The organism is Bradyrhizobium jicamae (assembly GCF_018130695.1).
GTDB lineage: Bacteria > Pseudomonadota > Alphaproteobacteria > Rhizobiales > Xanthobacteraceae > Bradyrhizobium > Bradyrhizobium jicamae_B.
In genome coordinates, this window is record NZ_JAFCJX010000039.1 from 49879 (window position 1) to 73501 (window position 23623).

25 protein-coding genes and 1 pseudogene are annotated in these 23623 nt (G+C 64.8%); 12 read left to right on the plus strand and 14 right to left on the minus strand.

Features of this window, described 5'->3' with window-relative positions:
• Positions 1-2: 2 nt before the first annotated feature.
• The 4 genes from JQ604_RS36910 to JQ604_RS36925 all read right to left on the minus strand — a co-directional run bounded on the left by JQ604_RS36910 (position 3) and on the right by JQ604_RS36925 (position 5149).
• Positions 3-620: an Isoquinoline 1-oxidoreductase subunit gene (locus tag JQ604_RS36910; protein ID WP_212365654.1), complete on the minus strand. Its 618-nt coding sequence runs from the start codon at positions 618-620 to the stop codon at positions 3-5.
• A gap of 19 nt (positions 621-639) precedes the next feature.
• Complete coding sequence (locus JQ604_RS36915) at positions 640-1164, minus strand: (2Fe-2S)-binding protein (protein WP_212365655.1); 525 nt, start codon at positions 1162-1164, stop codon at positions 640-642.
• Complete coding sequence (locus JQ604_RS36920; RefSeq protein WP_212365656.1) at positions 1161-3929, minus strand: xanthine dehydrogenase family protein molybdopterin-binding subunit; 2769 nt, start codon at positions 3927-3929, stop codon at positions 1161-1163. Before JQ604_RS36920 ends, JQ604_RS36915 begins: the two co-directional genes overlap by 4 nt.
• A gap of 128 nt (positions 3930-4057) precedes the next feature.
• A complete protein-coding gene (locus tag JQ604_RS36925) occupies positions 4058-5149 on the minus strand; it encodes a hypothetical protein (RefSeq protein WP_212365657.1) in 1092 nt (363 codons plus the stop codon).
• 270 nt (positions 5150-5419) lie between these two features.
• Here JQ604_RS36925 and JQ604_RS36930 point away from each other — a divergent pair, with 270 nt between their 5' ends.
• A complete protein-coding gene (locus tag JQ604_RS36930; protein WP_212365658.1) occupies positions 5420-6124 on the plus strand; it encodes a hypothetical protein in 705 nt (234 codons plus the stop codon).
• Between the two features lie 6 nt (positions 6125-6130).
• On the opposite strand, the gene JQ604_RS36935 is transcribed toward JQ604_RS36930, so the two are convergent.
• Complete coding sequence (locus JQ604_RS36935; protein WP_212365659.1) at positions 6131-6574, minus strand: DMT family transporter; 444 nt, start codon at positions 6572-6574, stop codon at positions 6131-6133.
• 166 nt (positions 6575-6740) lie between these two features.
• Here JQ604_RS36935 and JQ604_RS36940 point away from each other — a divergent pair, with 166 nt between their 5' ends.
• Complete coding sequence (locus JQ604_RS36940; protein ID WP_212365660.1) at positions 6741-8363, plus strand: ABC-F family ATP-binding cassette domain-containing protein; 1623 nt, start codon at positions 6741-6743, stop codon at positions 8361-8363.
• 44 nt (positions 8364-8407) lie between these two features.
• Here JQ604_RS36940 and JQ604_RS36945 read toward each other — a convergent pair whose 3' ends face one another.
• Complete coding sequence (locus tag JQ604_RS36945; protein ID WP_212365661.1) at positions 8408-8944, minus strand: REP-associated tyrosine transposase; 537 nt, start codon at positions 8942-8944, stop codon at positions 8408-8410.
• A gap of 48 nt (positions 8945-8992) precedes the next feature.
• The gene (locus JQ604_RS36950; protein WP_249159195.1) at positions 8993-9865 is read right to left on the minus strand and encodes a dienelactone hydrolase family protein; all 873 of its coding nucleotides are present in this window, start codon (positions 9863-9865) and stop codon (positions 8993-8995) included.
• Between the two features lie 123 nt (positions 9866-9988).
• Here JQ604_RS36950 and JQ604_RS36955 point away from each other — a divergent pair, with 123 nt between their 5' ends.
• The 3 genes and pseudogenes from JQ604_RS36955 to JQ604_RS36965 all read left to right on the plus strand — a co-directional run bounded on the left by JQ604_RS36955 (position 9989) and on the right by JQ604_RS36965 (position 11441).
• Positions 9989-10864, plus strand: coding sequence for an MBL fold metallo-hydrolase (locus tag JQ604_RS36955; protein WP_212365663.1), 876 nt, complete (start codon positions 9989-9991; stop codon positions 10862-10864).
• A 1-nt stretch (position 10865) separates the two neighbouring features.
• Positions 10866-11072: pseudogene (locus tag JQ604_RS36960) on the plus strand (helix-turn-helix domain-containing protein); the annotation flags it as partial.
• 123 nt (positions 11073-11195) lie between these two features.
• Positions 11196-11441, plus strand: coding sequence for a PilZ domain-containing protein (locus JQ604_RS36965; protein WP_212365664.1), 246 nt, complete (start codon positions 11196-11198; stop codon positions 11439-11441).
• A gap of 105 nt (positions 11442-11546) precedes the next feature.
• Here JQ604_RS36965 and JQ604_RS36970 read toward each other — a convergent pair whose 3' ends face one another.
• Entirely contained in the window at positions 11547-11795 is a 249-nt protein-coding gene (locus JQ604_RS36970; protein WP_212365665.1) for a hypothetical protein, read from the minus strand.
• Between the two features lie 167 nt (positions 11796-11962).
• Between JQ604_RS36970 and JQ604_RS36975 the strand changes: the two genes are divergently transcribed.
• Positions 11963-12862, plus strand: a complete 900-nt coding sequence (locus tag JQ604_RS36975; RefSeq protein ID WP_212365666.1) for an alpha/beta hydrolase family protein — start codon at positions 11963-11965, stop codon at positions 12860-12862.
• 62 nt (positions 12863-12924) lie between these two features.
• Here the strand turns inward: JQ604_RS36975 and JQ604_RS36980 are convergent, their stop codons facing one another.
• Positions 12925-13755 carry an FRG domain-containing protein gene (locus JQ604_RS36980; protein WP_212365667.1) on the minus strand — a complete coding sequence of 277 codons (831 nt, stop codon included), beginning with the start codon at positions 13753-13755 and terminating at the stop codon, positions 12925-12927.
• 252 nt (positions 13756-14007) lie between these two features.
• On the opposite strand from JQ604_RS36980, the gene JQ604_RS36985 reads away from it, so the two are divergent.
• Complete coding sequence (locus tag JQ604_RS36985; protein ID WP_212365668.1) at positions 14008-15168, plus strand: acyl-CoA dehydrogenase family protein; 1161 nt, start codon at positions 14008-14010, stop codon at positions 15166-15168.
• Between the two features lie 101 nt (positions 15169-15269).
• On the opposite strand, the gene JQ604_RS36990 is transcribed toward JQ604_RS36985, so the two are convergent.
• The 3 genes from JQ604_RS36990 to JQ604_RS37000 form a co-directional block, all read right to left on the minus strand.
• Positions 15270-17354, minus strand: a complete 2085-nt coding sequence (locus JQ604_RS36990) for a methyl-accepting chemotaxis protein (RefSeq protein WP_212365669.1) — start codon at positions 17352-17354, stop codon at positions 15270-15272.
• A 145-nt stretch (positions 17355-17499) separates the two neighbouring features.
• On the minus strand, positions 17500-17877 hold the full coding sequence (locus JQ604_RS36995; RefSeq protein WP_212365670.1) for a DNA-directed RNA polymerase subunit N: 378 nt from the start codon (positions 17875-17877) through the stop codon (positions 17500-17502).
• Between the two features lie 99 nt (positions 17878-17976).
• On the minus strand, positions 17977-18222 hold the full coding sequence (locus JQ604_RS37000) for a hypothetical protein (protein WP_212365671.1): 246 nt from the start codon (positions 18220-18222) through the stop codon (positions 17977-17979).
• Between the two features lie 146 nt (positions 18223-18368).
• Here JQ604_RS37000 and JQ604_RS37005 point away from each other — a divergent pair, with 146 nt between their 5' ends.
• From JQ604_RS37005 to JQ604_RS37015, 3 genes are read left to right on the plus strand one after another with little or no spacing between them, the layout of a single operon-like run.
• On the plus strand, positions 18369-18959 hold the full coding sequence (locus JQ604_RS37005; RefSeq protein WP_212365672.1) for an NADPH-dependent FMN reductase: 591 nt from the start codon (positions 18369-18371) through the stop codon (positions 18957-18959).
• Positions 18960-18972: 13 nt separating this feature from the next.
• The gene (locus tag JQ604_RS37010; protein ID WP_212365673.1) at positions 18973-19761 is read left to right on the plus strand and encodes an SDR family NAD(P)-dependent oxidoreductase; all 789 of its coding nucleotides are present in this window, start codon (positions 18973-18975) and stop codon (positions 19759-19761) included.
• A 3-nt stretch (positions 19762-19764) separates the two neighbouring features.
• Positions 19765-20082 (plus strand): hypothetical protein, encoded by a 318-nt coding sequence (locus JQ604_RS37015; protein ID WP_212365674.1) that lies wholly within the window; start codon positions 19765-19767, stop codon positions 20080-20082.
• Between the two features lie 9 nt (positions 20083-20091).
• Here the strand turns inward: JQ604_RS37015 and JQ604_RS37020 are convergent, their stop codons facing one another.
• The gene (locus JQ604_RS37020; RefSeq protein ID WP_212365675.1) at positions 20092-20475 is read right to left on the minus strand and encodes a hypothetical protein; all 384 of its coding nucleotides are present in this window, start codon (positions 20473-20475) and stop codon (positions 20092-20094) included.
• Positions 20476-20703: 228 nt separating this feature from the next.
• On the opposite strand from JQ604_RS37020, the gene JQ604_RS37025 reads away from it, so the two are divergent.
• Entirely contained in the window at positions 20704-21339 is a 636-nt protein-coding gene (locus JQ604_RS37025) for a L,D-transpeptidase (RefSeq protein WP_249159204.1), read from the plus strand.
• Between the two features lie 99 nt (positions 21340-21438).
• Here the strand turns inward: JQ604_RS37025 and JQ604_RS37030 are convergent, their stop codons facing one another.
• Complete coding sequence (locus JQ604_RS37030; protein ID WP_212365677.1) at positions 21439-22455, minus strand: hypothetical protein; 1017 nt, start codon at positions 22453-22455, stop codon at positions 21439-21441.
• 368 nt (positions 22456-22823) lie between these two features.
• Here JQ604_RS37030 and JQ604_RS37035 point away from each other — a divergent pair, with 368 nt between their 5' ends.
• Positions 22824-23375, plus strand: a complete 552-nt coding sequence (locus JQ604_RS37035) for a septal ring lytic transglycosylase RlpA family protein (RefSeq protein WP_212365678.1) — start codon at positions 22824-22826, stop codon at positions 23373-23375.
• Positions 23376-23623: the final 248 nt, after the last annotated feature.

The following is a 23623-nucleotide window of genomic DNA, read 5'->3' on the forward strand; positions in this document are numbered from 1 at the left end:
GCTCACGGCGCGGGGCAGGCGGCGCCGGTCTTCACCCAGGCTTCCACCAGCGCGCCGGCCTGCTCCTGTGTGCCCGGTGCAGGCGAGCGGCCGAAGCCGGGCTTCCAGGCCCAGCCGACGAGGGTGTCCTTGCCGATATGCTCGATCAGGTCTTCCATCTTGCGGCCGCCATTGCGTGCGGGGTCCCTGATCTGGGCGCAGATCTCGCCGACCGACTTGCCCTCCCATGCCATCTCGCGTGGCGCCAGGTGCCATTCGGGATGGCCGGGCACGCGGCCCGGTTCGAAATTCGCTTTCTGATGGCACACCGGACAGCGCATCGCCTCGGTGCCGTGACCGTCGGCGCCGCGCGTCACCGGCGGCTGGTGCATGCGGCCGAAATCGGTCTGCCGCGGGCTGTCGCCGGCGGGATGGCAGTTGGTGCAGCGGGGATGGGTCAGCACCTTGCCGAGCTCGGTGAAGATTGCGGCCGAGCGCTTCTCGACATCCGTGATCGCCGCAAAGCTCTCCGGCGAGGCGAGCGCGTGACTCTTGGTTTCCGACGCGGCATAGCCGGCGCAGGCGCTTGAGACCAGCGCTGCCACCACCGCAACAACCCGAAACCGCGCCTCGGATGTCATGTCAGATATTCCCGCGCGTTCAGTTGTTGGCGATCAGATAGCGTTTGGAATCCGCGAGGATCACGTCGCGCACCGCCTCGTGATATCTAACGTAGCCGGTGCAGCGGCACAGATGACTGTCGAGCGCGTCCGCAATGGTCTGCTCCAGCTCGTTGCGCGCGACCGGCGCGCGCGCCAGCCGCTCCAGCAGCACCTGGCCCTCATTGAGGAAGCCGGCGGTGCAGTAGCCGCACTGAAAGGCGAAATGGTCGATGAAGGCCTTTTGCAGCGCCGAGAGCTCGCCGTCTTTGGCGTGGCCTTCGACGGTACGGATGCTGTTGCCCTGGAAGGCCACCGCCGGCACGATGCAGGTCGGCGTGGTGGTGCTGGTGCCATCGGGGTTATCGACGATGATGGCGCAGCTCAGGCATTGCGCGGCGCCGCAGCCGAACTTGGTGCCGGTCATGCCGAGTACCTCGCGCAGGAAATCGTTCATCGTGAGGTCGTCGCGCACCTCGAGCGGTCCGTGCTTGCGGCCGTTGATGGTGAGGCTGAGTGTCGTCACGCGAGCGCTCCCTTCAGCAGGCTCGTGGTCACCGGCAGCGAGCGGAAGCGATGTCCGGTGGCGTCATGGATGGCGTTGAGCAGCGCCGGCACGATCGGGATCATCACGACCTCGGCGATGCCCTTCGGCGGCTCGTCGGGCGTCAGCGGCGGCAGCAGCTCGAGTTCGAGGTCGCGCAGCGGCAGGTCGGAGCCACGCGCGATCAGGTATTGCCCGAGATTCCATTGTCCGTTGCCGGGGCCGCCCTCGAACGGCGGCAGCGTCTCCAGCAGCGCGTAGCCGACCCCCATGGCAAAGCCGCCATACGACTGTCCCATCACGACCTCCGGCACCAGCGCCTGGCCGCATTCGAACACGCTGTAGGCCTTGGCGATGCGCAAGGCGCCGGTGGCGCGGTTGATCTCGATCCGCACCACCGTGCCGCACATCGAAGTGTAGGCGACGCCGATCCGGTTGTTGTCGGTCGGCGGGAATTTGACGCTGACGCGGTCGATCCGCTCGAACTTGCCGCGGCCCTTGCGGATCGCCAGCGCGTCGATCTCGGCGCGATACTGCTCCCCGAACATAGGGAAGCGCGCCCGTGACCAGCCCCAGCGCGAGAAGCTGTGCGCGACCGCACCGGTGACGAAGCCGCGCGCATGCGCGGTCGCAGCCAGTACGGGGAGTGCGAGCGGCTCGAGGCCGGGCATCACGAGTTGCCCGTCCTTCCAGGTCGCGCCGGCCCATTGCCTGGCGCGCGGGTCGGTCTTTGCAATGCGCCACAGCTCCAGCGCCGCCGGCCACAGGCCGTAACGGAAGATGACCCGCGCCGCCTCGGCGGAGGAGTGGGTGCCGACATGGGCGCCGATCGAGGCTGAGGTCGCCGAACTGATCGAGGGCACCCAGCGCGGACTCTTCTCCGCCGCGTCCTGGGTCTTCTGGTCCATCGTGTAGGGATCGCCCGACGTGACGAGCCCAAGCACGTCGTAGCTGTCGACGCGGGAGACCGCGACCTCGTCGGCGATGCCACCAAGATGCTGCGCGACGCGATTGGCGAGCGCCGTGCCGATGCCATTGCCCATCTCGACGTGATCGCAAAAGATCGCGATCCGGCCGTCCGGTTCGAGCTCGACCCGTCCGAGCGAACAATCCGCACCGGTGCCGTAGTCCTTGGTCACACAGGCGAGCCCGGTGCCGACCAGCACGCCGGACGTGGCCTGCTTGAACTGCGCGCGCTGCTGCCAGATCGCATGCTTCTCGAGCTTGTCGAGGATTTCGGGCGTGCGGACCGAGACGATGTAGGGATTGCCGGTCATGGTCCGGCCGTTCTGCTTCAGCGCATTGCGGCGGCGGAACTCGATCGGGTCGAGCTTCAGCTCGGCGGCCGCTTCATCGATCAGCACCTCGAGCGCGGTCATGCTCTGCAAGGTGCCGTAGCCGCGCATCGAACCCGCAGTCACGCCGCGCGAATGCAGGGCGACCGTGGTGACGTCGACCTTGGGAACGTCATAGATGCCGATCGCAGCCGTCGCCGCGACCGTCGCGACATTGACCGAGAAGTTGGCGAGACCGCCACCGTCGAGCACATGATCGGCGGCGAATGCCTTGATCAGGCCGGTTGCGCGATCGATGCCGATCCGCGAGCGCATCTTGATGGGGTGGCGTTTGATGCCACCCTGGAACTGCTGGTAGCGGTCATGGGCGAGGCGAACCGGGCGTCCCTGAAAGAACACCGCGGCGAGCGCGACATAGAGCACGAAGGGCGTGTGATCGCGGCCGCCGAAGCCGCCGCCGACATAGGCGAACTGCGCGTTGATCTGCGCCGGCTTGAACGGCGCGCGCGCCTTGTCGAGGAGATAGGTGATCGACTCCGTCGCCTCATAGGGCGACTGCACGCCGAGCACCAGTTCGAGGTTGCCAGCCTTGCCGTACCAGGCGATGCCGCATTCGGGCTCGAGGAACATCGGATCGACCGATTGGGTCTCGAACTCGCGGTCGAGCACCAGCAACGACGCATTGTCCGCCGCAAGCTCGGCGCGGATCTGCTCGCCATGGGTCGCGGCCTTCGAATAGTCCGCCGGCGTTTCCTTGGCGAGCGGCGACCATACCGGCAGCGGCGCGCTCTGCAGCTTCTTCGGCGAGACCCAGCCGGCCTGCAGCGGCGAGTAGACGTCAGGCGCGTCGGGTGTGGCGCCGGCCACGCGGGTGAAGCGATAGGCGCCGTAATGCGGGACTTCGACGGGGCCGGTTTCTTCGCCGAACATCACGAACGTGCCGTCGCGCAGCGCGAGGCGGGCCCGGTCGTAGGCGTCGAAGGTTTCGAAGATCAGCAGCGCGACCGGCTGGCCGAGATAGGTCGGCGTCTTGCCGGCCGGGCAGAACAGGTCGCCGGTGTAGAATTCCGGCACGCGCGTTCCGATGCGGTCGAGATCGGCGGCGGTGACGACAACCGACGGCTTCATCGCACCCGTCAACCGGCCGAGGTCCATGCCGGTATAGACATGGGTCGCGTCATTGGCGCGGACCAGGATGGCGTGCGAGGTGGTCTGCGGCCAACCGGGCATATCGTTGGCGCGGAAGTCGGAGGCGTAGAGCTTGGCGCCGGTGACCTTGGCGACGCCGTCGACACGGCCGGCACCGCGCATTGCCGGATTGAATTTGCCGCGCCCCGGCAGCGTCTCATGCGTCGCGAAGGCGGCGTCCTTGGCGGACGCGAGATGCGACAGGCTGACCGAGATGCCTCCCGCCGATAACCACTTCACGAACTCACGTCGCGAAGGCCGCATGCTCTTCATTCCCCATCAACGCTTCAACGGCGTGACGCGGCCGATCTCATCAGACGCGCCCGCGGGTCCTGCAAGTGTTGCGGCAAAGCCGCGATGATTCGCAACGCCGACAATCGTCGGGCGGCGGCTTACTTGAGATCGGCGATCGTCGCGGGGCCGGGGCCCGGCGTGACAAGTGTCGGCCATTGCTTGGAGCCGAATGGAACCAGCGGCGGCAGGAACGGCGCCATGCCGCGCTTGCCGGCCTCCGCGATGATCGCCGCGCGCGCATCGCCCCCCATCAGCTCATAGTCCATCAGGTGATAGCTGCCGAAGAACAGCGCGCCGACCGAGCGATCGGCAATGATCCGCGTCAGCGATTCCAGCATGTCCTGTGGCGTCGTGGTGAAGGAGATGGTTTCGATCAGCATCAGGCGGGTGTTGATGGCATCGGGGCCGAAGAACTGCGCCAGCACGCTGAAGATCACGTTGTTCTGCCGCGCCACGTAGATCGTGTTGCTGGCGGCATAGGTCTTGTCCCAGTCGGCGCCGAGCTGGGTCTTCCAGTCCGCGATCACGCCCATCCAGTGCCCGACCTGGGTTTGCGCGGCCCAGGCGACGTTCTTGGCCAGCAGCGGCGCCTGTTTCTTGCCGAATGCTTCCAGCTTCGCGAACGGGATCGCGCCGGCAGAAATGCACTCGTCCATGAAGGCGAGGTTGTTGGTCAGGATGGCGCGATTGTTGTCGCGCCAGTCCGCCTGCATCGGCGTCGCATCGAGGCCGTCGAGCGCCGATTGCATGCGGCTGCGATAGGCCATCATCGACCCGCGCCAGGATTTGTTGTCGGGATTGTCGACGTAGGGGCCGACCACCTCGGCCAGCGCCATCGTGCTGTGGCCGACGGATTTCAGCAGCTGATAGACGATCGGCACCTGCGGCGCTTCGGCCGGCGGCTGGCCCGGCCGATACAGGATCAAACGCCCGCCGGCGCCGGAGAACAGGCCGAGGATGACCGGATGCTTGTCGAGGATGTTCTTCTGGAACACTTTTGCGGCGTCGCCATAGAGCTCGAACATGCCGGTGTTGAGCGCCAGCACGTCCTTGGTGGCGACATCGCCCGGCGTGGTCGTCGGCTTACCGGATATCGGCGCCATGTAGTCGGGCAGGGACTGGGCGACGGCTGCGCTGCCGCTGCCCAGCACAAGAGCTGCGGCGACGGCCAGACGGAAACGACTGAACATGTGATGCTCCTCGACAACGTCTCATCAGAGCCAACGCGCATCTCCGCGGCGTTAGCGGCTGCGCAAGCATTTGACGCAAATTGCTACTGGATGATCGGCCCCGCATGACGCGGCAACGAGGGCGCGGGCGGACGATTGCTATGCGACGAATCGGCGGACGTCTACACGGTTCCGGGCTGTCCGACGGACTGTGCCAAAACGCCCGCTGGCGCCATGCTGTCAGCAATGCTATCCGGCGGCCATTACGAATCGATTGTATTGGAATTTTCCTTGCTGAACGGGCTCTACAAAGTCGAGTACGGCATCAACGGCGCTTTCGGCCGCAGCATCATGTGCATGCACAATGGCAGGATGCTGGGAGGCAATTCGGCGTTCGCCCATCTCGGAACCTACGCGGTGAAGGACGGCTTGATCGAAGCCAGTGTCATCACCGAGCGCCACAATGACGATCCCAATTTCAAGCCGCTGATGGGCGCCGACGTCGCCGCGATCAAGGTGCTTGGCCGAACCGAGGGATCGACCATCCTGTTCGAGGGCAAGGCCGATCCGATGCCCGACAGCGTGTTCTGGGCGAACCTTGCACCGCTCGACGACGAGGCGCTGCCGCCGCGCGGCACGGTCGGGCCCGGCGGCATCATCAATGGGCTCTACGCCGTCCACATCCGCGCGCTCGACGGCGTCGACGCGGGACTATCGGGCGTGATGCTGCTGATGGACGGTCGCATCCTCGGCGGCGATGCGTTCTTCTATTATCTCGGCTCCTACAGCTCCGCGGACGGGCGCTGGAAGGGCGAGATCCTCAACCAGGAGCACACGCCGGCGAAGGGCGAAAACCCGATCTTCGGCGGCCACGAGGTCGGCATCGGCTTTTCGGGCACCTGCAGCGAGGTGGGCGCGGAGCTCGAAGGCATCGCGCTTGCGGGCAAGCGCAGCCTGCGGCTCGCCGCGACGCTGAAGTTGATGCGGCGCGCCTGAGCCGTCTCAGTCCTTGATCAGCAGCACGCCGCCGATCACCAGCGCCACGCCGATCAGCCGCGACGGCGAGACCGGATGTTGCACCAGTCCGAACAGGCCGAAATGGTCCATCGCAATGCCGGCGAGCATCTGTCCGGCGACGACCAGCGCCAGCAGGGTGGCGGCGCCGAGCGACGGCAGCAGCAGGATCATCAGCATGATGAAGACACCGCCAAGGATACCGCCCGACCAGGCCCACCATGGCGCCGCGGTCACCAGTTTCCATGACGGAACCGGCTCGCGCGCGACGATCAGCAGCAGCCCCATGGTCAGGAGGCCGCCGAGATAGCTGATGAAGCCGGCCCAGGCCGGTGAATTCAGCGCGGTCCGCAAATTGCCGTTCAGCACCTGCTGGGTGGCGACGCTGATGCCGGCGCCGAGTGCGAGGAGAGTGAGAAGCCAGGCTTGCATGTGACGTCCCCGAAAAGTCCGGTTAAAGCCGAAGTATTCCGGGGCGATTTCGCTGGCAATATGGGCCATGCGGAGGGGACCGGCACGGAGCGCATGGATCGGGCTTCCACCGGCGCCCGAGATCGACTAAGAGGCCGCAACCCCGGTTTTCTCCAGCTTTTTTGTCATGATCCGCCTCGATAACGTCTCCAAGCAAGTCGGCCACCAGATTCTCTTCATCGAAGCCTCCGCGGCGCTCCAGAAGGGCGAGAAGATCGGGCTCGTCGGCCCGAACGGCGCCGGCAAGACCACGCTGTTCCGCATGATCTCCGGCCGGGAAATCCCTGACGAGGGCCAGGTCTCGGTCGATCGCGGCATCTCGATCGGTTATTTCAGCCAGGATGTCGGCGAGATGTCCGGGCGCAGCGCGGTGGCCGAGGTGATGGACGGGGCAGGGCCGGTCAGCGAGGTCGCAGCCGAGCTGCGCGAGCTCGAGGCTGCGATGGCCGACCCTGACAAAGCCGACGAAATGGACGACATCATCGCCCGTTATGGCGAGGTGCAGCACCGCTTCGAGGAGCTCGACGGCTATGCGCTCGACGGCCGCGCCCGCGAGGCGCTGGCGGGCCTCGGCTTCAGCCAGGAGATGATGGACGGCGACGTTGGCAAGCTCTCCGGCGGCTGGAAGATGCGCGTCGCCCTGGCCCGCATCCTCCTGATGCGGCCGGACGTGATGCTGCTGGACGAGCCGAGCAACCATCTCGATCTCGAAAGCCTGATCTGGCTCGAACAGTTCCTCAAGGGTTACGAGGGCGCGCTGCTGATGACCTCGCATGACCGCGAGTTCATCAACCGCATCATCAACAAGGTGGTCGAGATCGACGGCGGCCAGCTCACCAGCTATTCCGGCGACTATGAATTCTACGCGCAGCAGCGCGCGCTCGCCGACAAGCAGCAGCAGGCGCAGTTCGAGCGCCAGCAGGCGATGCTGGCCAAGGAGATCAAGTTCATCGAGCGCTTCAAGGCGCGCGCTTCGCATGCCGCCCAGGTGCAGAGCCGGGTCAAGAAGCTCGACAAGATCGAGCGCGTCGAGCCGCCGCGGCGGCGCCAGACGGTGGCGTTCGAATTCCAGCCGGCGCCGCGCTCCGGTGAAGACGTCGTCAGCCTGAAGAATGTCCACAAGGGCTATGGCAGCAAGCGCATCTATGACGGGTTGGATTTCATGATCCGCCGCAAGGAGCGCTGGTGCGTGATGGGCATCAACGGCGCCGGCAAGTCGACGCTGCTCAAGCTCGTCGCAGGCTCCACCGAGCCGGACGATGGCGCGGTGACGATCGGCGGCAGCGTCAAGATGGGCTATTTCGCCCAGCACGCGATGGACCTGCTCGACGGCGAGCGCACCGTGTTCCAGTCGCTGGAGGACGCATTCCCGCAGGCCGGCCAGGGCTCGTTGCGCGCGCTCGCCGGCTGCTTCGGCTTCTCCGGCGACGACGTCGAGAAGAAGTGCCGCGTGCTGTCAGGCGGCGAGAAGGCGCGGCTCGTGATGGCCAAGATGCTGTTCGACCCGCCGAACTTCCTGGTGCTGGACGAGCCGACCAACCACCTCGACCTCGCCACCAAGGAAATGCTGATCAACGCGCTCTCGGAATTCGAGGGCACCATGCTGTTCGTCTCGCACGACCGGCATTTCCTCGCCGAGCTCTCCAACCGTGTGCTGGAGCTGACACCCGAAGGCATTCACCAATATGGCGGCGGCTACACCGAGTACGTCGCGCGCACCGGCCACGAGGCGCCGGGGTTGCGATCCTAGCACTACAAGATTGTAGCCCGGATGGAGCGCAGCGAAATCCGGGATCAGTCTTTCCGCTCGCCAAAATCGCCGTTGTCTGGTGATCCACTGCTGCCCCAGTCCGGCGTCAAGATCCCATCACGAATGTACCGGTGGAGCGAAGAATGTGGCCACTCCGTCGCGGATGAGACCAGCCCGTGCTTGACGGGATTGTAGTGAATGTAGTCAACACATCGCTCGAAATCCCGCTCGTTGCGGATCGTATGTTCCCAAAATCGCCTCTGCCACAGGGCATATTCGCCACGATGATTTGCCGAGACCGGTAGGCCGGCGGCGACGACGCTTCGGGTAAAGTGGCTCTTGATCTGTCGCCATCGATCAGAGAAGTCGGCATCATCGGGCGGTAGCGTCATCACGGTATGCAAGTGATCTGGGAGGATCACGATAGCTTCGACGGTAAAGTGCTTCTTCTCGCGCGCTGTGCGAAAGGCGGTTCGCAGCGCTGCAACATGATCGACCAATACGGACGATCGTCGGTCGTTCAACGTGACCGTGAAAAAGAACGTGCCAGCAGGCGCGAAATTGCGTCGATAGCGCACCATGCGGATAGCATACCCCGGATTGCGCTGCGCTCCATCCGGGCTACGAAGTTAATCTTTTAAGGCATCGACGATCGCGATCGCGCGTTTCAGGACGTCCGCGGTCGCTGCGGCATTGCCGGGCACGGATTGGCGCTTGCGGCCGGGGTCGTCAAAACCGTGGGTGGCGCCGGGATAAAGCGTGACGTCGATCCTGCTGCCGGCGGCGATGGAACGCTGTGCAAATTCCTGGCAGCGCTGCGGCGAGACTTCCTCATCGTCGGCGCCGAGCAACATGGTGATCGGCGCTGATGTGGTGAGCGTCTGCGCCAGGAGCGCCTTCGGGCCGCAGCCGGGATAGAAGGCGAGGGCGCCGCGAAAGCCTTGCTTGGTGCCCTGCCGCTGCAACACGTTGAGCGCGGTGCTGCCGCCGTTCGACCAGCCCTGCAGGAAGATGCGGCCCGCGACCACGTCGCGTTGGCCCCGCAGCCAGGTCAGCGCACCCTCGGCATCAAGCGGCCGCACCGTCTTCTCGTTGACGTCGTCGCGATCCGGATCGTCATGGGTGAAGCGCCCGAAGCCGCGCGCCTTGCCGCGCGGCCCAAAGCTGTCCGGGAGCAGCGCGATGTAGCCGCGCGCGGCCCAATACTGCGCCCACATCGCATGCCGCTTCGACAGGCCGCCCGCATTGCATGCCGACACAGTGCCGCATGACACAAGCGTGCAGCCCTTGTTGACGTTGGTCGAATAAAGGCCGCCGCGGCCGTGCAGCAGCACGATCGCAGGGTGAGGGCCCGGCGTCTGCGGCCTGAAGAGATAGCCGACGATCTCCGTCTTTCCATCCGCGCTTGGAAAGAACACCGTCTCGGCCGCGGCGAGCGCGGCGGACGCCGACAGCAACGTGATCATGAGGACGAGGGCGAGCTGAAACGAACGATTGACCATTCCCGACATTTGCAATCATTCGCTCGAGCAATGCAAGGACGCATGGCGCGTTGCGGATCGCTCGGCTTGTGACGTCGTGAGCGGCCAGTTACGCTTGGCAAAAAACGATGGAGCGAAACGGCCATGAAGCAGATCAGGATCGGCGACATCACGATCGACGCGGTCATCGAGCGCGAGGGGCCGTGGCGGCGGCCGCAGGATTTCTTCCCGGCCTATGACGATGCCGTGTTCAAGCATCACCTCAAGACTATGGAGCCGGAGGTGTTCGACGCCGAACGCGGCATGATGGTGATGACCTATCAGACCTTCGTGGTCCGCACGCCGCGTTACACCATCCTGGTCGATACCTGCACCGGCGAGGACAAGGGCCATCCGCCGCCGTTCGATTTTCCCGGCAAGGAGCGCTGGCGCAATGAACTGTTCGCGCTCGGCATCTCCTTCGAGCAGATCGACTACGTGTTCTGCACCCATCTGCACATCGACCACACCGGCTGGAACACGACGCTGCGCGATGGCCGCTGGGTGCCGACGTTCCCGAACGCCAAATACGTCTTCCACAAGGGCGAATACGCCGCATGGGAGGCCGAGAGCGCCAAGGGCGCCAATCCCCCCGGCACGGTGTTTCGCGACAATTGCCTGCCGATCGTCGAGGCCGGGCAGGCGCTGCTGGTCGATGACGATTACGCGCTCGACGACACCGTGACGCTGACACCGACGCCGGGCCATTCGCCGTGCCATTGCTGCGTCAACATCTTCTCGAAGGGGCAGCGCGCGGTCGTGGCCGGCGACCTCATGCATCACGCGATCCAGTGCCGCGAGCCGGATTGGGCGGTCAAGCCGGATTGGGACATGAAGCAGTCGGCGATCTCGCGGCGAAAATTCTTCGCCTCCGTCGCCGAGACCGACACGCTGATCCTGCCGATCCATTTCCCGACGCCGACCGTCGGCCTGATCAAGGCGGATGGCGACCGGTTCGACTACCGCTTCAAGCGGGAATAACCAGCGCTATCGCGGCATGAGCCTGCATCGTTACCTGCGCCTCAAGCGGTTGTGGCTGGTGCGCAAGCAATTGCTGGCAGGCACGCCCGGCGTGAAGGCGTCAGCGCTCGCCTTCGGCTTCTGGCATTTGAGCGATTTCTCGCGGAGCTATCGCGTCCAGTTTGGTGAATCGCCCTCGGAGATGCCGGCGAATTCGCGTCAGGTCTGACGGATCAGGCTTATCTGCAAATTGAACGATCCGCGTAACCATAGGTCCGCCATAGCTCTGCACCGATTCTTAAGGGCCGGGGGGCAAGTCTGGACTACGATTCCTTGCGAGAAAGCACCTTCGATGCATCCCCGGCGGTTTGCGCGTGTTCGTCCAGCGGGTCTGGTGTCGAGCCTGGTCAAGCTGCAGCTCGAGCCGAAGGCGCCGCTGATCGAATGCAGGCTGGTAGATTATTCCGCAGGCGGGGCGTGCCTGGAGTTCTCCAAGCCGATCCAGCTGCCGGAACGTTTCGAAATGTTTCATGGCAACACCAGAAAACGTGTCCGGCGCGTCTGGAGCAGGGGCGTGCGGGTCGGTGTCTCCTTCTAAAGCCTTGCAACGACGCGCATCGATCTGCCTTCGTCAGGCCGCGCGCGACGCGACCTGACGGTTCGTCCCAATCAAACGATGCCGGAAAGGCAGCTGGCGTGGTCTTTAAGCGCCGCTCTGGCACTTCTTCATGAACGACGTCTTGGCCGCGCCGGCGAGCTTCTTGCCGTCGGAGCCGACCGCCTTGGCCTCGCAGGTGTCGGTCGTGCACTTCTTCATGAACGAGGTCTTCGCTGCGCCGGCGAGCGGCTTGCCGTCCTTGCCGACGGCCTTGGTTTCGCAGCTGGCGTCCTGTGCAAAGGCCGAACCGGCAGCAAAGGTCGCAATGACGGCAGCCAAGAAAATCCGCTTCATCTGGATGTCTCCCTGAACCAAACCAGTGGCGCGGATTGGATACGGGAATCTCGGCCCGATCAAGTTCCCAAGCCGGATTTTGTCGATAAAATGCGCATATCAGGCCGGCAATAGCGACGTCATGCGTTGCGTCGGGTTCTCTGACCAGGGGTGGGGACGCGCATCGGATGAGGGCCCTCAGGACCATCGGCGTGATCCTTTTGCTGGTGCTGGTCGCAGTGGCCGCACCCGGCCGCGCGCAAGGCATCCGTCTCGATGCGCTGAAAATCCCTGTGCCGAACACCGGTGCAAGCGGTCCGGCCACGGCGTTGCTCGATGCCATCGTGCTGCGGCCGGACGACGGGCAACCGCATCCGCTGGTGCTGCTCAACCACGGCTCGCCGCGCTCGGCGAGCGACCGGCCGACCATGAGCCCGTCCGGCCTGCAGCCGCAGGCTGTGGAGTTCGCCCGCCGCGGCTGGGTGGCGGTGGCGTTCCTGCGGCGTGGCTATGGCAACTCGCAGGGCGGTTGGGCCGAGAGCTATGGCAAATGCTCCGATCCCGACTACGCCACTGCCGGCCGCGCCGGTGCCCGCGATATCGCAGCGGTGGCGAAATTCATGCTGGGCCAGCCCTATGTCAGCAAGGGCAAGTGGATCAGTGTCGGCCGCTCCGCCGGCGCCTTTGCCACGGTGGCGCTGACCTCGGCGGCGCCGCCCGGCCTTGCGGCGGCGATCGCCTTCGCGCCCGGTCGCGGTTCGACCACGGAGGATAGCGTGTGCGAAGAGGACGAACTGATCGACGCGTTCGCGCAGTATGGCAAGACCTCGCGCGTGCCGCTGCTGTGGGTGTCGTCGGCCAACGACCATTTCTTCGGACCGCAACTCGTGACGCGATTGTCCGGCGCCTTTGCCAAGGCCGGCGGCAATCTCACGCTGGTGAAAACCCCCGCGTTCGGTTCGGACGGACACATGCTGTTTGGCGCGGAGGGCGTTTCGATCTGGGCGCCGATCGTCGATCGCTTCCTCAAAGCGAACAGCCTCGTGCAGCGCGATCAGCTGCTCGATGCGCAATTGCGTATGCGCTGATCAAGTTGAAGCTATAGGTCGTGATGCCAGCCGAAGCGTCGCCGGTATGATGACCGAGGAATCTACTCGTTCCGATATCCAGGATAGACGACATTTGTCCTGGGATTGAAGGCCCAATGAAACTCCAGTTCATAGGCCAGCGAACGAGCCAGCCCGTCGATACCCGGGAAAAGCGTCGCGTTCGTAATATTCATGGCATATAGCCGCTCCATCGCCTCCGCGCGTATTTTTTTGGTTCGGAGTACGAATTTGATGAGTGCGTCCTTTCCATACTGTTCGCTAATTGTAGTCTCTACGGGTTCATCGAGGCGACCCGGCATCAAGAACGTGCCGGATTGAGCGACTAACCGCTCGTTCATGCGATGCGGTTCGCCAATGACGACCACTCGATGCTCGCCCGGTAAGAAGTAGTTCTCGTAATTTCCTTTAATCCATGGGCCAATTTCGCCAGGCCGCGAAATTTGGCTTGGCCGTGCTGTTCGCCCAGAGTTTAGAAGCGGCGGACAAATTGCCCATACGGCCGCATCCGCGGTAGCGCGTTCCAGTGCAAAGAAAGCTGCGACATAAGGGGACCAGGTGAAGTCCAATAGTCGTGTTGGAGCGCCGTGATGCTGCATGAACGCGAGCCATTCAAGAGAATCCTTGTCGAGCGGGAGATGTGTTGTTAGCAAATGTGCTTTGCGACGAAATATTCGAAGTATGCGGCTTTCCTGCTGGACCCAAGCCTTAGGATGAACTCCGAATGTCATGAGATACCTTGAAAGGGTGGAGAACAGATTCCATTCCGCATTGGCTTGTCCACGAAACGCCCAGCTTCGAAGCGAGTCATTCTCCAGGTGACGACGAAACGCCTTCCATGAATCGATTTCAATCACTGAAACATCTTTGCGCATTCGAAGCCCCCGAAACGGCGTTCAAGACTGATCGCGCAATAGAATATCCCAGAGATTGAGGAAGTATAGATACGCATCCCAGTGGTGTTCTTGCGTTTGGCGACGCGCCGACCGAGCCGCGGAATATTTATTTCCGTCGAGCGAGACCTCCGCGCCGCGCGCAACGGTGCGTCGCGCGTTTCCGCTGTTCAGGCCAAGCGGAAATCGGCTACTGCTGTTTCAAACAAAAGCAAATGCAGGCGAGGACACACGATGCACGACGACGAGCAAACGGCCATGATCCGCGAGACGGTCGCGAAATTCGTCGACCGCGAGCTCATCCCGCTCGAGCCGCACTATCTGAAATCAAAGCTGCCCGGCGGCGATCATCCGGAATTGACGGATGCGCAGAAAAAGCGGCTGCGCGACGTCTCGAAGGAGCTCGGTCTGTGGGGGCTCGACGCACCCGAGGATCTCGGCGGCCACGATCTGCCGACGCGCACGATGGCGGCCGTGCACGAGGAACTCGGCCGCACCTGCGTGCCCTTCGTGCTGCCGCCGGACTCGCCGAACCTGCGCATGCTGCAGGCCGTCGGCACCGCGGCGCAGAAGACGAAATATCTGCAGCCTTACATCGAGGGGCGGATGTCGTCCGCGATCGCGATCTCCGAGCCCGGCGCCGGCGGCGATCCCGCAGGCATGAAGACCCGCGCGGTGCTCGATGGCGATCAATGGGTGATCAACGGGCGCAAGATCTGGATCAGCAACGCCCGCGCTGCAGACTTCATCATTGTGATGGCTCGCGTCGGCAACGACCAGCGTCAGGGTGGCATCACCTCCTTCATCATCGAGAAGGATACCCCGGGCTTCATCATCGAGCGCGAGATACCGATGCTCGGCGGCGGATCGACCTATGAGATCGTGTTCGAGGATTGCCGGATCGCGAAGGACTCCGTGCTCGGCGAGGTCGGCAAGGGCTATGCGCCGATGCAGCTGCGCCTGCGCACGCGGCGGCTGGAGATGGGCTCGACCTGCATCGGCATCGCCAAGCGCGCGCTTGACATGCTCTGCGAGCACGCCAGGCAGCGCGAGACCTTTGGCGTGAAGCTGGCCGACCGCCAGGCGATCCAGTGGTGGATCGCTGATATCTCGACGCGGATGCACGCCTGCCGCCTGATGGTGCGTGACGCCGCGGACAAGGCCGATCACGGCGAGGATATCAGGCACGAGGCTTCGATGATCAAGGTGTTCGCCACCGAGATGGCCTACGAGGCCTGCGACCACGCCATGCAGACGCTCGGCGCACTCGGCATGACGCTGGAGCTGCCGCTGCATGCGCTCTCGCAGAAGGCGCGGCTGATGCGGATGTACGAGGGGCCGAGCGAGGTCCATCGCCAGGCGATCGCCCGCCGCGTGCTGGGCCTGCGCGGATAGAGCATGATCCGGAAAAGTGTGAAGCGGTTTTCCGAATAGATCATGCTCAAACAAAAAGCTAAAGCGCGATGACGATGACCGCGCATGAGCGCAGCAACGCGTTACGCTGCCCGCACGTCCGACAGGAAGCGGTTGACCTGGCCGGCGAGGTCCTTCGACTGTGACGACAGCTGCTCGGCGGCGCCGAGCACCTGGGCCGCGGCGGCGCCGGTGCCGTCGGCGGCGCGCTGCACGCCGGAGATGTTGGAATTGACCTCCTGGGTGCCGCGCGCGGCTTCCTGGACGCTGCGCGAGATCTCCTTGGTGGCCGAGCCCTGTTGCTCGATCGCGGCTGCAATCGCGGTGCCGATCTGATCGATCTCGGTGATGACGTCGACGACGTTCTTGATCGCGGTGACGGTCTCGTCGCTCGCAGCCTGGATCGCGGCGATCTGCTCGGAGATTTCGGTGGTCGCCTTGGCGGTCTGGCCGGCCAGTGTCTTCACCTCGGAGGCGACCACGGCAAAGCCGCGGCCGGCTTCGCCCGCACGCGCCGCCTCGATGGTGGCGTTGAGCGCCAGCAGATTGGTTTGCGCCGCGATGTTCTGGATCAGCGTGACGACGTCGCCGATCTTCTGCGCGCCCTCGGCGAGCGAGCGGGCGGTATCGCCGGTGCGGCGGGCGTGATCGACGGCGCGCGCGGCGATCTCGGTCGAAGTCGACACCTGGCGCGCGATCTCCGAGATCGAGGAGGTCAGTTCCTCGGTTGCGCTTGCGACGGTCTGGACGTTGGTCGAGGTCTGGTCGGACGCGGCCGCCACCACCGACGCCTGACGGTTGGTGCTGGCCGCCGTCTCCGACATCGACTGCGCGGTGTCCTCCATCACCGAGGAGGCCGACGACAGGCCGCCGACGAGCTCGGTGACCTTGGCTTCGAAGGCGCGGGTGAGGTCGTCGAGCACGCGGGCGCGGCGCATCTTGACGTCGTTCTCGGCTTCCTTCTCGGCGGCGAGGCGGTCGGCCTCGATCTTGTTGTCCTTGAACACCTGGACGGCGGCGGCCATCGCGCCGATCTCGTCATGGCGCGCAGCGCCCGGGATTTCGGCGGCCACGTCGCCGGCAGCGAGCCGCGACATGCGCCCGGTGAGGGCTGCGATCGGATTGAGGATGCGACGGCGCACCATCACGATCAGCACGGCGCTGGCGGCGGCGACTGCGATCAGGCCGATCAGCGCGATCACGAAGCTCATCCGCGCCGACGAATAGGCCGCGGCAAGGCCGTTTTCGGCGTTCTCGTAGAACGCTTCGCGCACTGTGATGATCGCGGCGAGGCCGACCTGCGATTCCGCGAAGTAGGTGTCGACGTCGTATTCGTACTTGCCGGATACCGCGCCTTCCTTGGCGAGCTTGAGCTGCTTGCCAAAGCGCTCGACATAATCCGACTGCATCTTGCCGAGCGCCGCGGCGACATTGGCCGGCGTCGCCGGATTGTTGCGTAGCTCCTGCAGCGTGGCGAGGATCTGCTCGGTACGTCCGGTGGAGCGGGCGATCTCGGTCTTCTCGGCGTCGGTCGCGACACGCTTGGCGGCCACCAGGCTCTTGTGCAGGCTGGCATTGAGGCCGCCGATGTCGCGCAGCGTCCAGGCGACGTTGGCGTAGCTCGCCTGGCGATAGGCATTGCCGTCGAGGCCGGCCAGGCGGCGCACCTGCTCGTCGAGCAGCGCGGTGACGCCGGCGTTGAACACGGAATTGTCGGCGACGATCCTGGTGCCGGCGGGACGGCGGGCTTCGACCGGTCCGGCCAGCGCTTTTTCGATCGCATCGCGAAGCGTGGAGAATTTCACCTTCAGCGCATCGATCGCGCTCGCGACCGCCTCGCCGTCGTCGAGCGGGCCGGGCAGGGTGGCGCGCACCTGATTGACCTTGGCCACCGCCCCATCGGTCAGCTGGCGAAGCTTGTCGAGCTCGGCGATCTGCTTGGGATCGATCGTGCCGGCATTGCCGAGCAGTATGTTGGTGGCGTAGCCGCGTTCCGGGTTGAGGTAGCGCGGGATATCGCCGACGGCGCGGACGACCTCGAGGCGGCTCTGCGCGATCGAAACCTTGTCCATCGTCTGGTATTTCGTCACCGCGATGTAGGCCGCCAGCCCACCACCGACGGCCGACAGCGAGACGATGGCCGCGGTCAAAAGGGTTCCGATTTTCATGGTTTTGCGCCGTTCGCAACGATTGAGGACTGAAAGCCCATCATCCTAGCGGTTGCGCATTAACCCGCGGTTTATGATGCGGCCCCGGAGGCCCGCGCGTGCCGGTTCCGCCGTTACGCCAGCCCTTCGTACCTCCAGGCTTTCGTTACTCCAGACCTTGGACCGGCGGTGCCTTGGATGCGGTCTTCGGCGGTGGTGGGGCCGGCGTCGCAACAGCGGGAGCCGCGGCCTCGCGAATGGGTGGCGCCCGACGGTCCATGGACGCGCGGGCCTGCCTGGCCGATTTGCTGCGATGGGCTGCAGCGGAGCGACGGAAGCCGAGGGAATGGGCGATCGAGGGACCTGCGGTGTAGCCGACGACCGCGCCGGCCACGGCACCGACGGGGCCAAAGACAACGGCGCCCGACAGTGCGCCGAGGGCGGCATCGCCGGCGCGTTGCTGCGCCATCGCCGCCGATGAGACGAGCACGGATGAGGCCAGCCCAAGTGCCAGCGTAGCGGTGATCAGCGTTGCCTTGGTCATCCCAAATCCCCTCGCGTCTGGCCGACACCAGACAAAGGGAATGCGGCGATAGCGGTACCAGAGCGTGGCCGCCAGCTGGCGTTGCCGTGGCGTGGAACTTTAGCGGGCGTCGTCGTCCGCGCTCTTCGGGGCCGGCCGGTGCTGGGTCGATCCGCTCGCGCCCATCTCGCCGCAGGGCAGCTGGACCCAGCTGCCGTCTTGCGCCTGCTGGTAGGCCTGGCAGGCGGGCGAGGTCGTCGATTTCTCCTCGGTCTTCTGCCGGTCGGAACTCTTCGCCAGCGCCGGCGCTGCAATGACCGCGAGCGCTGCGAGCGAGCCGGCGAAGATCGCTTTCGCGAAATGCATGTCGGGTTCTCCCTCAAAGCTTCCGGGATAACTGAAAACAAATCGGGCGATTTTTGGCCGAAGCGTCACAGCATTTCGTCTGTGCTTAACGGATGGAGAACGCGCCGCAGGACGGCCGTCATCGGTCCGTGCTAGCCTTCGATCTCATGACCCACCGCATCCTCGTCCTTTACGGCTCCTATCGCTCCGACCGCATGGGCATTCGCCTCGCCCAATTCGTCGTCAACGGCTTCCGCGGCCGCGGCGACGATGTCGAACTGATCGATGCGAAAGAGGTCGGCCTGCCGATGCTCGATCGCATGTACAAGGAATACCCGAAAGGCCAGGCGCCTGCGGCGCTGGAGACGCTCGCCGGCAAGATCCGCGACGCCGACGGTTTTGTGTTCATCACCGGCGAATACAATTGGGGCGTTCAGCCGGGCTTGAAGAATCTGACCGACCATTTCCTCGAAGAGTGGTTCTGGCGCCCGGCGGCGATCGCAAGCTACTCGGCCGGCCGCTTCGCCGGGGCGCGCGCCGCCACCGCCTGGCACGGCACGCTCTCGGAGATGGGCATGGTCGTGGTTTCAAGTACAATTTCAGCGGGGCCGATCGGGCAGTCGCTCTCGGCAGACGGTCAGCCGACCGGCGACGGCGGCAAGGCGCTGGAGCGGGCATTCCCGCGCTTCGCCGATGATCTTGCGTGGTGGGTGGAAGCGGCCAAGGCGCAGCGGGCACGCAAGGCGCCGCCGTATTGAGCGCGGAGTGATCATGAGCCTGTTCAATTCTCCGTTCGATCCCACACGCGATGCCGCCCTGGTTACCGGTGCCGGCAACGGCATCGGCCGTGCGATCGCGCAGGGCCTGGTCGGTGAGGGCGTGCGCACCGTGTTCGCCGATGTCAGTGCCGAACGAATCGACGCCGCGATCAAGCAATCGTCACGCCGCGACTTGGCATTCCCTTGGGTTGGTGATCTCGGCAAGCCGGCGGCCTGCGATGCGCTGCTGGCGCACGCGCGGTCGGTGCTCGGTCAGATCACGCATCTCGTCCACAGCGCCTCGCCACCGCGGCGCGAGGCCGATCATGCGATGGCGGTCGATCGCGACACCTGGCAACAGATGCACGCGGTCAATCTCGACGCCGGCTTCCATCTCGCGCGTGAGCTGGCGAAGGATCTGATCGCCGCAAGGCAACCAGGCTCGCTCCTGTTCCTAACCTCGCTGCACGCGGGCACGCCGCGCAACCTGCCGCACTACTCGACCGCGAAGGCTGGTATGGCGATGCTGGTGAAAGAGCTCGCCAAGACCTGGGGCCGCCATGGCATCCGCGTCAACGCGCTGGTGCCCGGCGCGGTCGCCGCCGGCGGCTTCGTCGCCGATCCCGCGCTGGCAAGACACATCCCGCTCGGCCTTCTCGGCCAAGCCGAAGACCTCGTGCCGATGGCGCTCGCGGTACTCTCCAACAAGTTCTCCGGCTACGTCACCGGCGCATCGATCGTGGTCGACGGCGGACTATCGTTGACCAACTGGTTCGCGCCGCCTGATCTTGGCGAGATCTAGCCGATGAAGCGTGTGGCCATTGCGATCGGCCTATTTGTCGCTGCGACGTCATGGTCGGCAAACGCACAATCCGACGGTCGCGACAAGATCGAGACCATCGTGTCGGACCTGCGCGCATGCGCAAGGACGAATGCCGAGAGCGCGAAGGCTGCCGGCATAGCGGCGGCGAACGACGCCTTCGCGCATCTCTATTCGCGATGCCAGTCCATGATCGAGGACGACCTGAAGAGATTAGCGCCGGTAGCCATCCCGCCCGGTCTGTTCCGGATCGTGTTGCGAGATGAATGGACGACCTTCATAACCCGAAGGAACGGGCACTAATCGCCGCGTCTATTGCTGCTTGGTCCGAATGTACCCGGCGAGCCGCGACTTCTGTTCCTGGCACCAAACCGTCATGCCCACGCGGCTCTGGTCGAGATCGGTGGTCTGGGTGGCGAGCGCGACTTGCGCCATCAGGTCGTCATCCTGCTTCTCGCCCATCTTGCCGCCGGTGTGCAGGAAGGCGATCGCCTTGCGGACCCGCTCGGTGGTGCCGTCGGGCAGCTGCATCTCTTGCGCCTTGGTGACGAGATCCTGATAGACGACGTCGGTGCCGGGGCACTCGACCTTGGCGGCGAAGGCCTGCAGCACCATCGTGACATAGGCCGATCGTGGATCGGCGTGAGCCTGTGTCGCCGCCAAGAGCAGGCCTGCCGTGATGAGTGCGCGCCGCATTCCAAAATCCTCCCGAATGTATCCCAAGCTTCGAGGCTCGTTGGCGCGAGGCTAGCGGCTGATGGAACCCGCTGCAACCATTCCGAACATGTCTTCCGAAAAATCGATCAAACAGATGTGTTCCATAATCCGTCGCCATGATTTCTGCACGTTTGAGGAAGCAAGGTGATCGTCATGTCACGCACTGGAGGGCAGGCCGTGCCGAAATTGAGGCGCGCATTGGTGCTGATGGGGTCGCTCGCACTCGTCGGTGCACTTGGCGGCTGCATGCAGACGACACTTTCACCGACGTCGGACGCGAGCATGACGCCGCGCGACCGGCAGCTCCTGGCACATCCGCCGTATGCCAAGGCCGAGATCCCCGAGCAGTATCAGCGTCACATCGTCGACTATCGGCGCCGGGAGCAGCCGGGCTCCATCCTGGTCGATACCGACGCGCGCTATCTCTACTACGTGCTGCCGCAGGGCAAGGCGATCCGCTATGGCGTGGCGGTCGGCGAGGAGGCGATGGCCTTCTCCGGCGTCGCCACCGTGGGCCGCCTGGCCGAATGGCCGGACTGGGTGCCGACCGCGGATATCCAGGCGCGGCTCGGGCCGTATCCGGCGCGCGTCGCAGGTGGTCCGGCCAATCCGCTCGGCGCGCGGGCGATCTATCTCTACCAGGGCAACAAGGACACGCTCTACCGCATCCACGGCACCAACCAGCCCGAATATATCGGGCAGGCGATTTCGTCGGGCTGTATCCGCATGACCAACAACGACGTGATCGATCTGTTTGGTCGGGTGAAGCCCGGTGCCACGGTCGTGGTGCTGCCGCCCGGACAGAGCGCGGCAATCGAGCGATCGTTTCCGAGTCGCGGTTGAAACGTAGGGCGGATTAGGCGCAGCCTAATCCGCCCTCGTGCTTCGCGAGATATCGGCGGGTTACGCTATCGCTAACCCGCCCAAACCATCCTCTTTGAATTACCTCACCGGCATCGGCGGGCGCACCACGGGACCATCATCATCGGCAACATCAGCCGTCGCCGCGCGCGGCGGCGCGGATTGCAGCGCGACCGGCGGCGGTGCGGCTTGCGCAGTCGTTGCCGTGGACGGCGGCAATGGCGCGGCTGCGCCGGGCGGCGGCGGCACGTAAGTCGGCACATAGGATGTTGCGGTCGAACGGCGTGGCGGAGGTGCTGCTGCGGGCCGCGGCGGCAGCGTCGAGACGCGGGGGCGCGGCGGCGCGGCAGGCGCAGTCTGCACCGGCTTCGGCTCGGTGGCCCTTGCCTCGGCGGTACGCGCGACGCGTTGGGCGAGTTGATCCTGCCCGGTCTTGAGCTGGTCGATCGTCATCTTGAGCTGCTCGATCTGCTGGCCCATCGAGGCGATGTCGCGCGCCATCGACTGCAGCAACTGCGTCTGGTCCTGCGGTGCCGCAGCCGGATCGGGCATGGCAGCAGCCGTTTGCGCAGGCGCCGCAGCGGGAGCCGGCGCAGACGTCGCGACGTCCTGCGGCGGCGCTGCAGGCGCAGCCTGCGCGGTCGATGAATCCGCAGCGACGGGTTCTGCTGCCGGCGCGGTCTGCGCCGTGGACTTGCCGGGGATCAGCGACGTCAGCGCCGCAACCTGCGGCGCAAATTCGTTGGCCACCCGTTTCACGCGATCACCATAGTGATCCCATGCTGCTGCAGCGCCAGCGCTGCCGATTGCGAATACGAACCAGAACAGGCGGACCGCCCATCTGCTGCGCGCGAGCGGCGGGCGGTCGAGCTTGATGTCATCGAGCTTGATGTCGTTGGCAGGAGCGGCTGCGTGATAGGCGGGCGCGATCGCAGGTGCGACCGGAGCGGGCGCAGGGCTCGGGCCGAAATGCGGCTCGCGATGAACCGGTGCGCTCGCAGCTTCGGGCACCAGCGCCGGCGCATCCTTCTCGGCGCGCGGCGTCGGTGTGAAGTCGGGCTCGATCGCGAAGATGTCGTGAGGGTCAGCGACTTTCATGGAGAGCGATTGCATTGGCGGTCCCGTGTTCAGTGCAACATCAACCGCAAATGGGCGGCGGCGATTTTCAGATTCCGTCGACTTTCCCAGTCCCCGACCGCACGACTCCAGCCCGGTTTGACCAAAGCAAGGCGAAGGGGTGGAGACTGTGGGGCTGCGCAAGGCAAGATTGTTTCGGGAACCCGGGGCTCGTTGGTCGTACGAAAACACCTCTCCGATTGTGGCGCAAGCATCACACCTGAAGGGAAATCGCGCAGAGGATGTGACGCATTTGGGCGTTCCGCCCCGGTTCCGCCCTGATTGGATTCGGATTTTACACCCGTGTTGATTTTCGGCTTGGGCTGGGGCCCGCGAGTTGGGGATGCAACATGGGTATCGACGGTTCAATTGCCGAGTACGTCGTCAAGGCCCGCGTGCGTTTCGATGCACGCAAGCTAGTTCGTCTTTCTGCGATCGTGATGGCGGCCGCTTCGCTCGCGGCCTGCGCGCAGACGACCGTCAGCCAGCGGTCGGATCTGCGGGCGAGCAGGGTAGCCTCGCTCGAACAGGATCGGCCCGCAGCGTCCGTCACGCGCACGCGCGTCGCGACGCGAAAGCACACGCCGCTCGCATCGCGTAGAGGCGCGGGCGAGAAGAAAATCGCCTCGCAGGGCATCGCGAGCTTCTACAGCCAGGGGCAACCAACCGCGAGCGGCGAAAGATTCGATGCGCGCGAACTGACCGCAGCGCATCCGACGCTGCCGTTCGGCACCAAGCTGCTCGTGACCAATGTCGACACCGGCCGTTCCGTCACCGTGCGCGTGAACGACCGCGGCCCGTTCGTGCAGGGACGTGTCGTCGACGTATCCTATTCTGCGGCGCAATCGCTTGGGATGGTGGGAAAGGGGCTCGCGAACGTCAGGCTTGACGTCGTGCAGTAGCGACCAGGCATCCGCGCAACGGAATGGGGACGTTCCGTTGCGCGGAAGCAGGGTGAGCGGTCAGGATTTTTGCCCGCGGGATCGGGAAAAAGTCCCGGGACGGCGCGCGCTTTAATCCCGTTGCCGCGCGGCGCCGCAAAACTAGAATTGGAGACGCTACTTCCCCGCGCAGTATCCTTCATTGGCGCGTGGATTCTTACCCAATGATCCTTGACCCCGCCTTTGCATCCAGCAAATGGCGGGGCTTT

Coding starts and splice junctions, on each gene's coding strand:
- JQ604_RS36910 (WP_212365654.1), bottom strand. CDS start 620: ATGACATCCGAGGCGCGGTTTCGGGTTGTTGCGGTGGTGGCAGCGCTG.
- JQ604_RS36920 (WP_212365656.1), bottom strand. CDS start 3,929: ATGCGGCCTTCGCGACGTGAGTTCGTGAAGTGGTTATCGGCGGGAGGC.
- JQ604_RS36925 (WP_212365657.1), bottom strand. CDS start 5,149: ATGTTCAGTCGTTTCCGTCTGGCCGTCGCCGCAGCTCTTGTGCTGGGC.
- JQ604_RS36935 (WP_212365659.1), bottom strand. CDS start 6,574: ATGCAAGCCTGGCTTCTCACTCTCCTCGCACTCGGCGCCGGCATCAGC.
- JQ604_RS36940 (WP_212365660.1), top strand. CDS start 6,741: ATGATCCGCCTCGATAACGTCTCCAAGCAAGTCGGCCACCAGATTCTC.
- JQ604_RS36945 (WP_212365661.1), bottom strand. CDS start 8,944: ATGGTGCGCTATCGACGCAATTTCGCGCCTGCTGGCACGTTCTTTTTC.
- JQ604_RS36950 (WP_249159195.1), bottom strand. CDS start 9,865: ATGGTCAATCGTTCGTTTCAGCTCGCCCTCGTCCTCATGATCACGTTG.
- JQ604_RS36955 (WP_212365663.1), top strand. CDS start 9,989: ATGAAGCAGATCAGGATCGGCGACATCACGATCGACGCGGTCATCGAG.
- JQ604_RS36965 (WP_212365664.1), top strand. CDS start 11,196: ATGCATCCCCGGCGGTTTGCGCGTGTTCGTCCAGCGGGTCTGGTGTCG.
- JQ604_RS36970 (WP_212365665.1), bottom strand. CDS start 11,795: ATGAAGCGGATTTTCTTGGCTGCCGTCATTGCGACCTTTGCTGCCGGT.
- JQ604_RS36975 (WP_212365666.1), top strand. CDS start 11,963: ATGAGGGCCCTCAGGACCATCGGCGTGATCCTTTTGCTGGTGCTGGTC.
- JQ604_RS36980 (WP_212365667.1), bottom strand. CDS start 13,755: ATGCGCAAAGATGTTTCAGTGATTGAAATCGATTCATGGAAGGCGTTT.
- JQ604_RS36985 (WP_212365668.1), top strand. CDS start 14,008: ATGCACGACGACGAGCAAACGGCCATGATCCGCGAGACGGTCGCGAAA.
- JQ604_RS36990 (WP_212365669.1), bottom strand. CDS start 17,354: ATGAAAATCGGAACCCTTTTGACCGCGGCCATCGTCTCGCTGTCGGCC.
- JQ604_RS36995 (WP_212365670.1), bottom strand. CDS start 17,877: ATGACCAAGGCAACGCTGATCACCGCTACGCTGGCACTTGGGCTGGCC.
- JQ604_RS37000 (WP_212365671.1), bottom strand. CDS start 18,222: ATGCATTTCGCGAAAGCGATCTTCGCCGGCTCGCTCGCAGCGCTCGCG.
- JQ604_RS37005 (WP_212365672.1), top strand. CDS start 18,369: ATGACCCACCGCATCCTCGTCCTTTACGGCTCCTATCGCTCCGACCGC.
- JQ604_RS37010 (WP_212365673.1), top strand. CDS start 18,973: ATGAGCCTGTTCAATTCTCCGTTCGATCCCACACGCGATGCCGCCCTG.
- JQ604_RS37015 (WP_212365674.1), top strand. CDS start 19,765: ATGAAGCGTGTGGCCATTGCGATCGGCCTATTTGTCGCTGCGACGTCA.
- JQ604_RS37020 (WP_212365675.1), bottom strand. CDS start 20,475: ATGCGGCGCGCACTCATCACGGCAGGCCTGCTCTTGGCGGCGACACAG.
- JQ604_RS37025 (WP_249159204.1), top strand. CDS start 20,704: ATGGGGTCGCTCGCACTCGTCGGTGCACTTGGCGGCTGCATGCAGACG.
- JQ604_RS37030 (WP_212365677.1), bottom strand. CDS start 22,455: ATGAAAGTCGCTGACCCTCACGACATCTTCGCGATCGAGCCCGACTTC.
- JQ604_RS37035 (WP_212365678.1), top strand. CDS start 22,824: ATGGGTATCGACGGTTCAATTGCCGAGTACGTCGTCAAGGCCCGCGTG.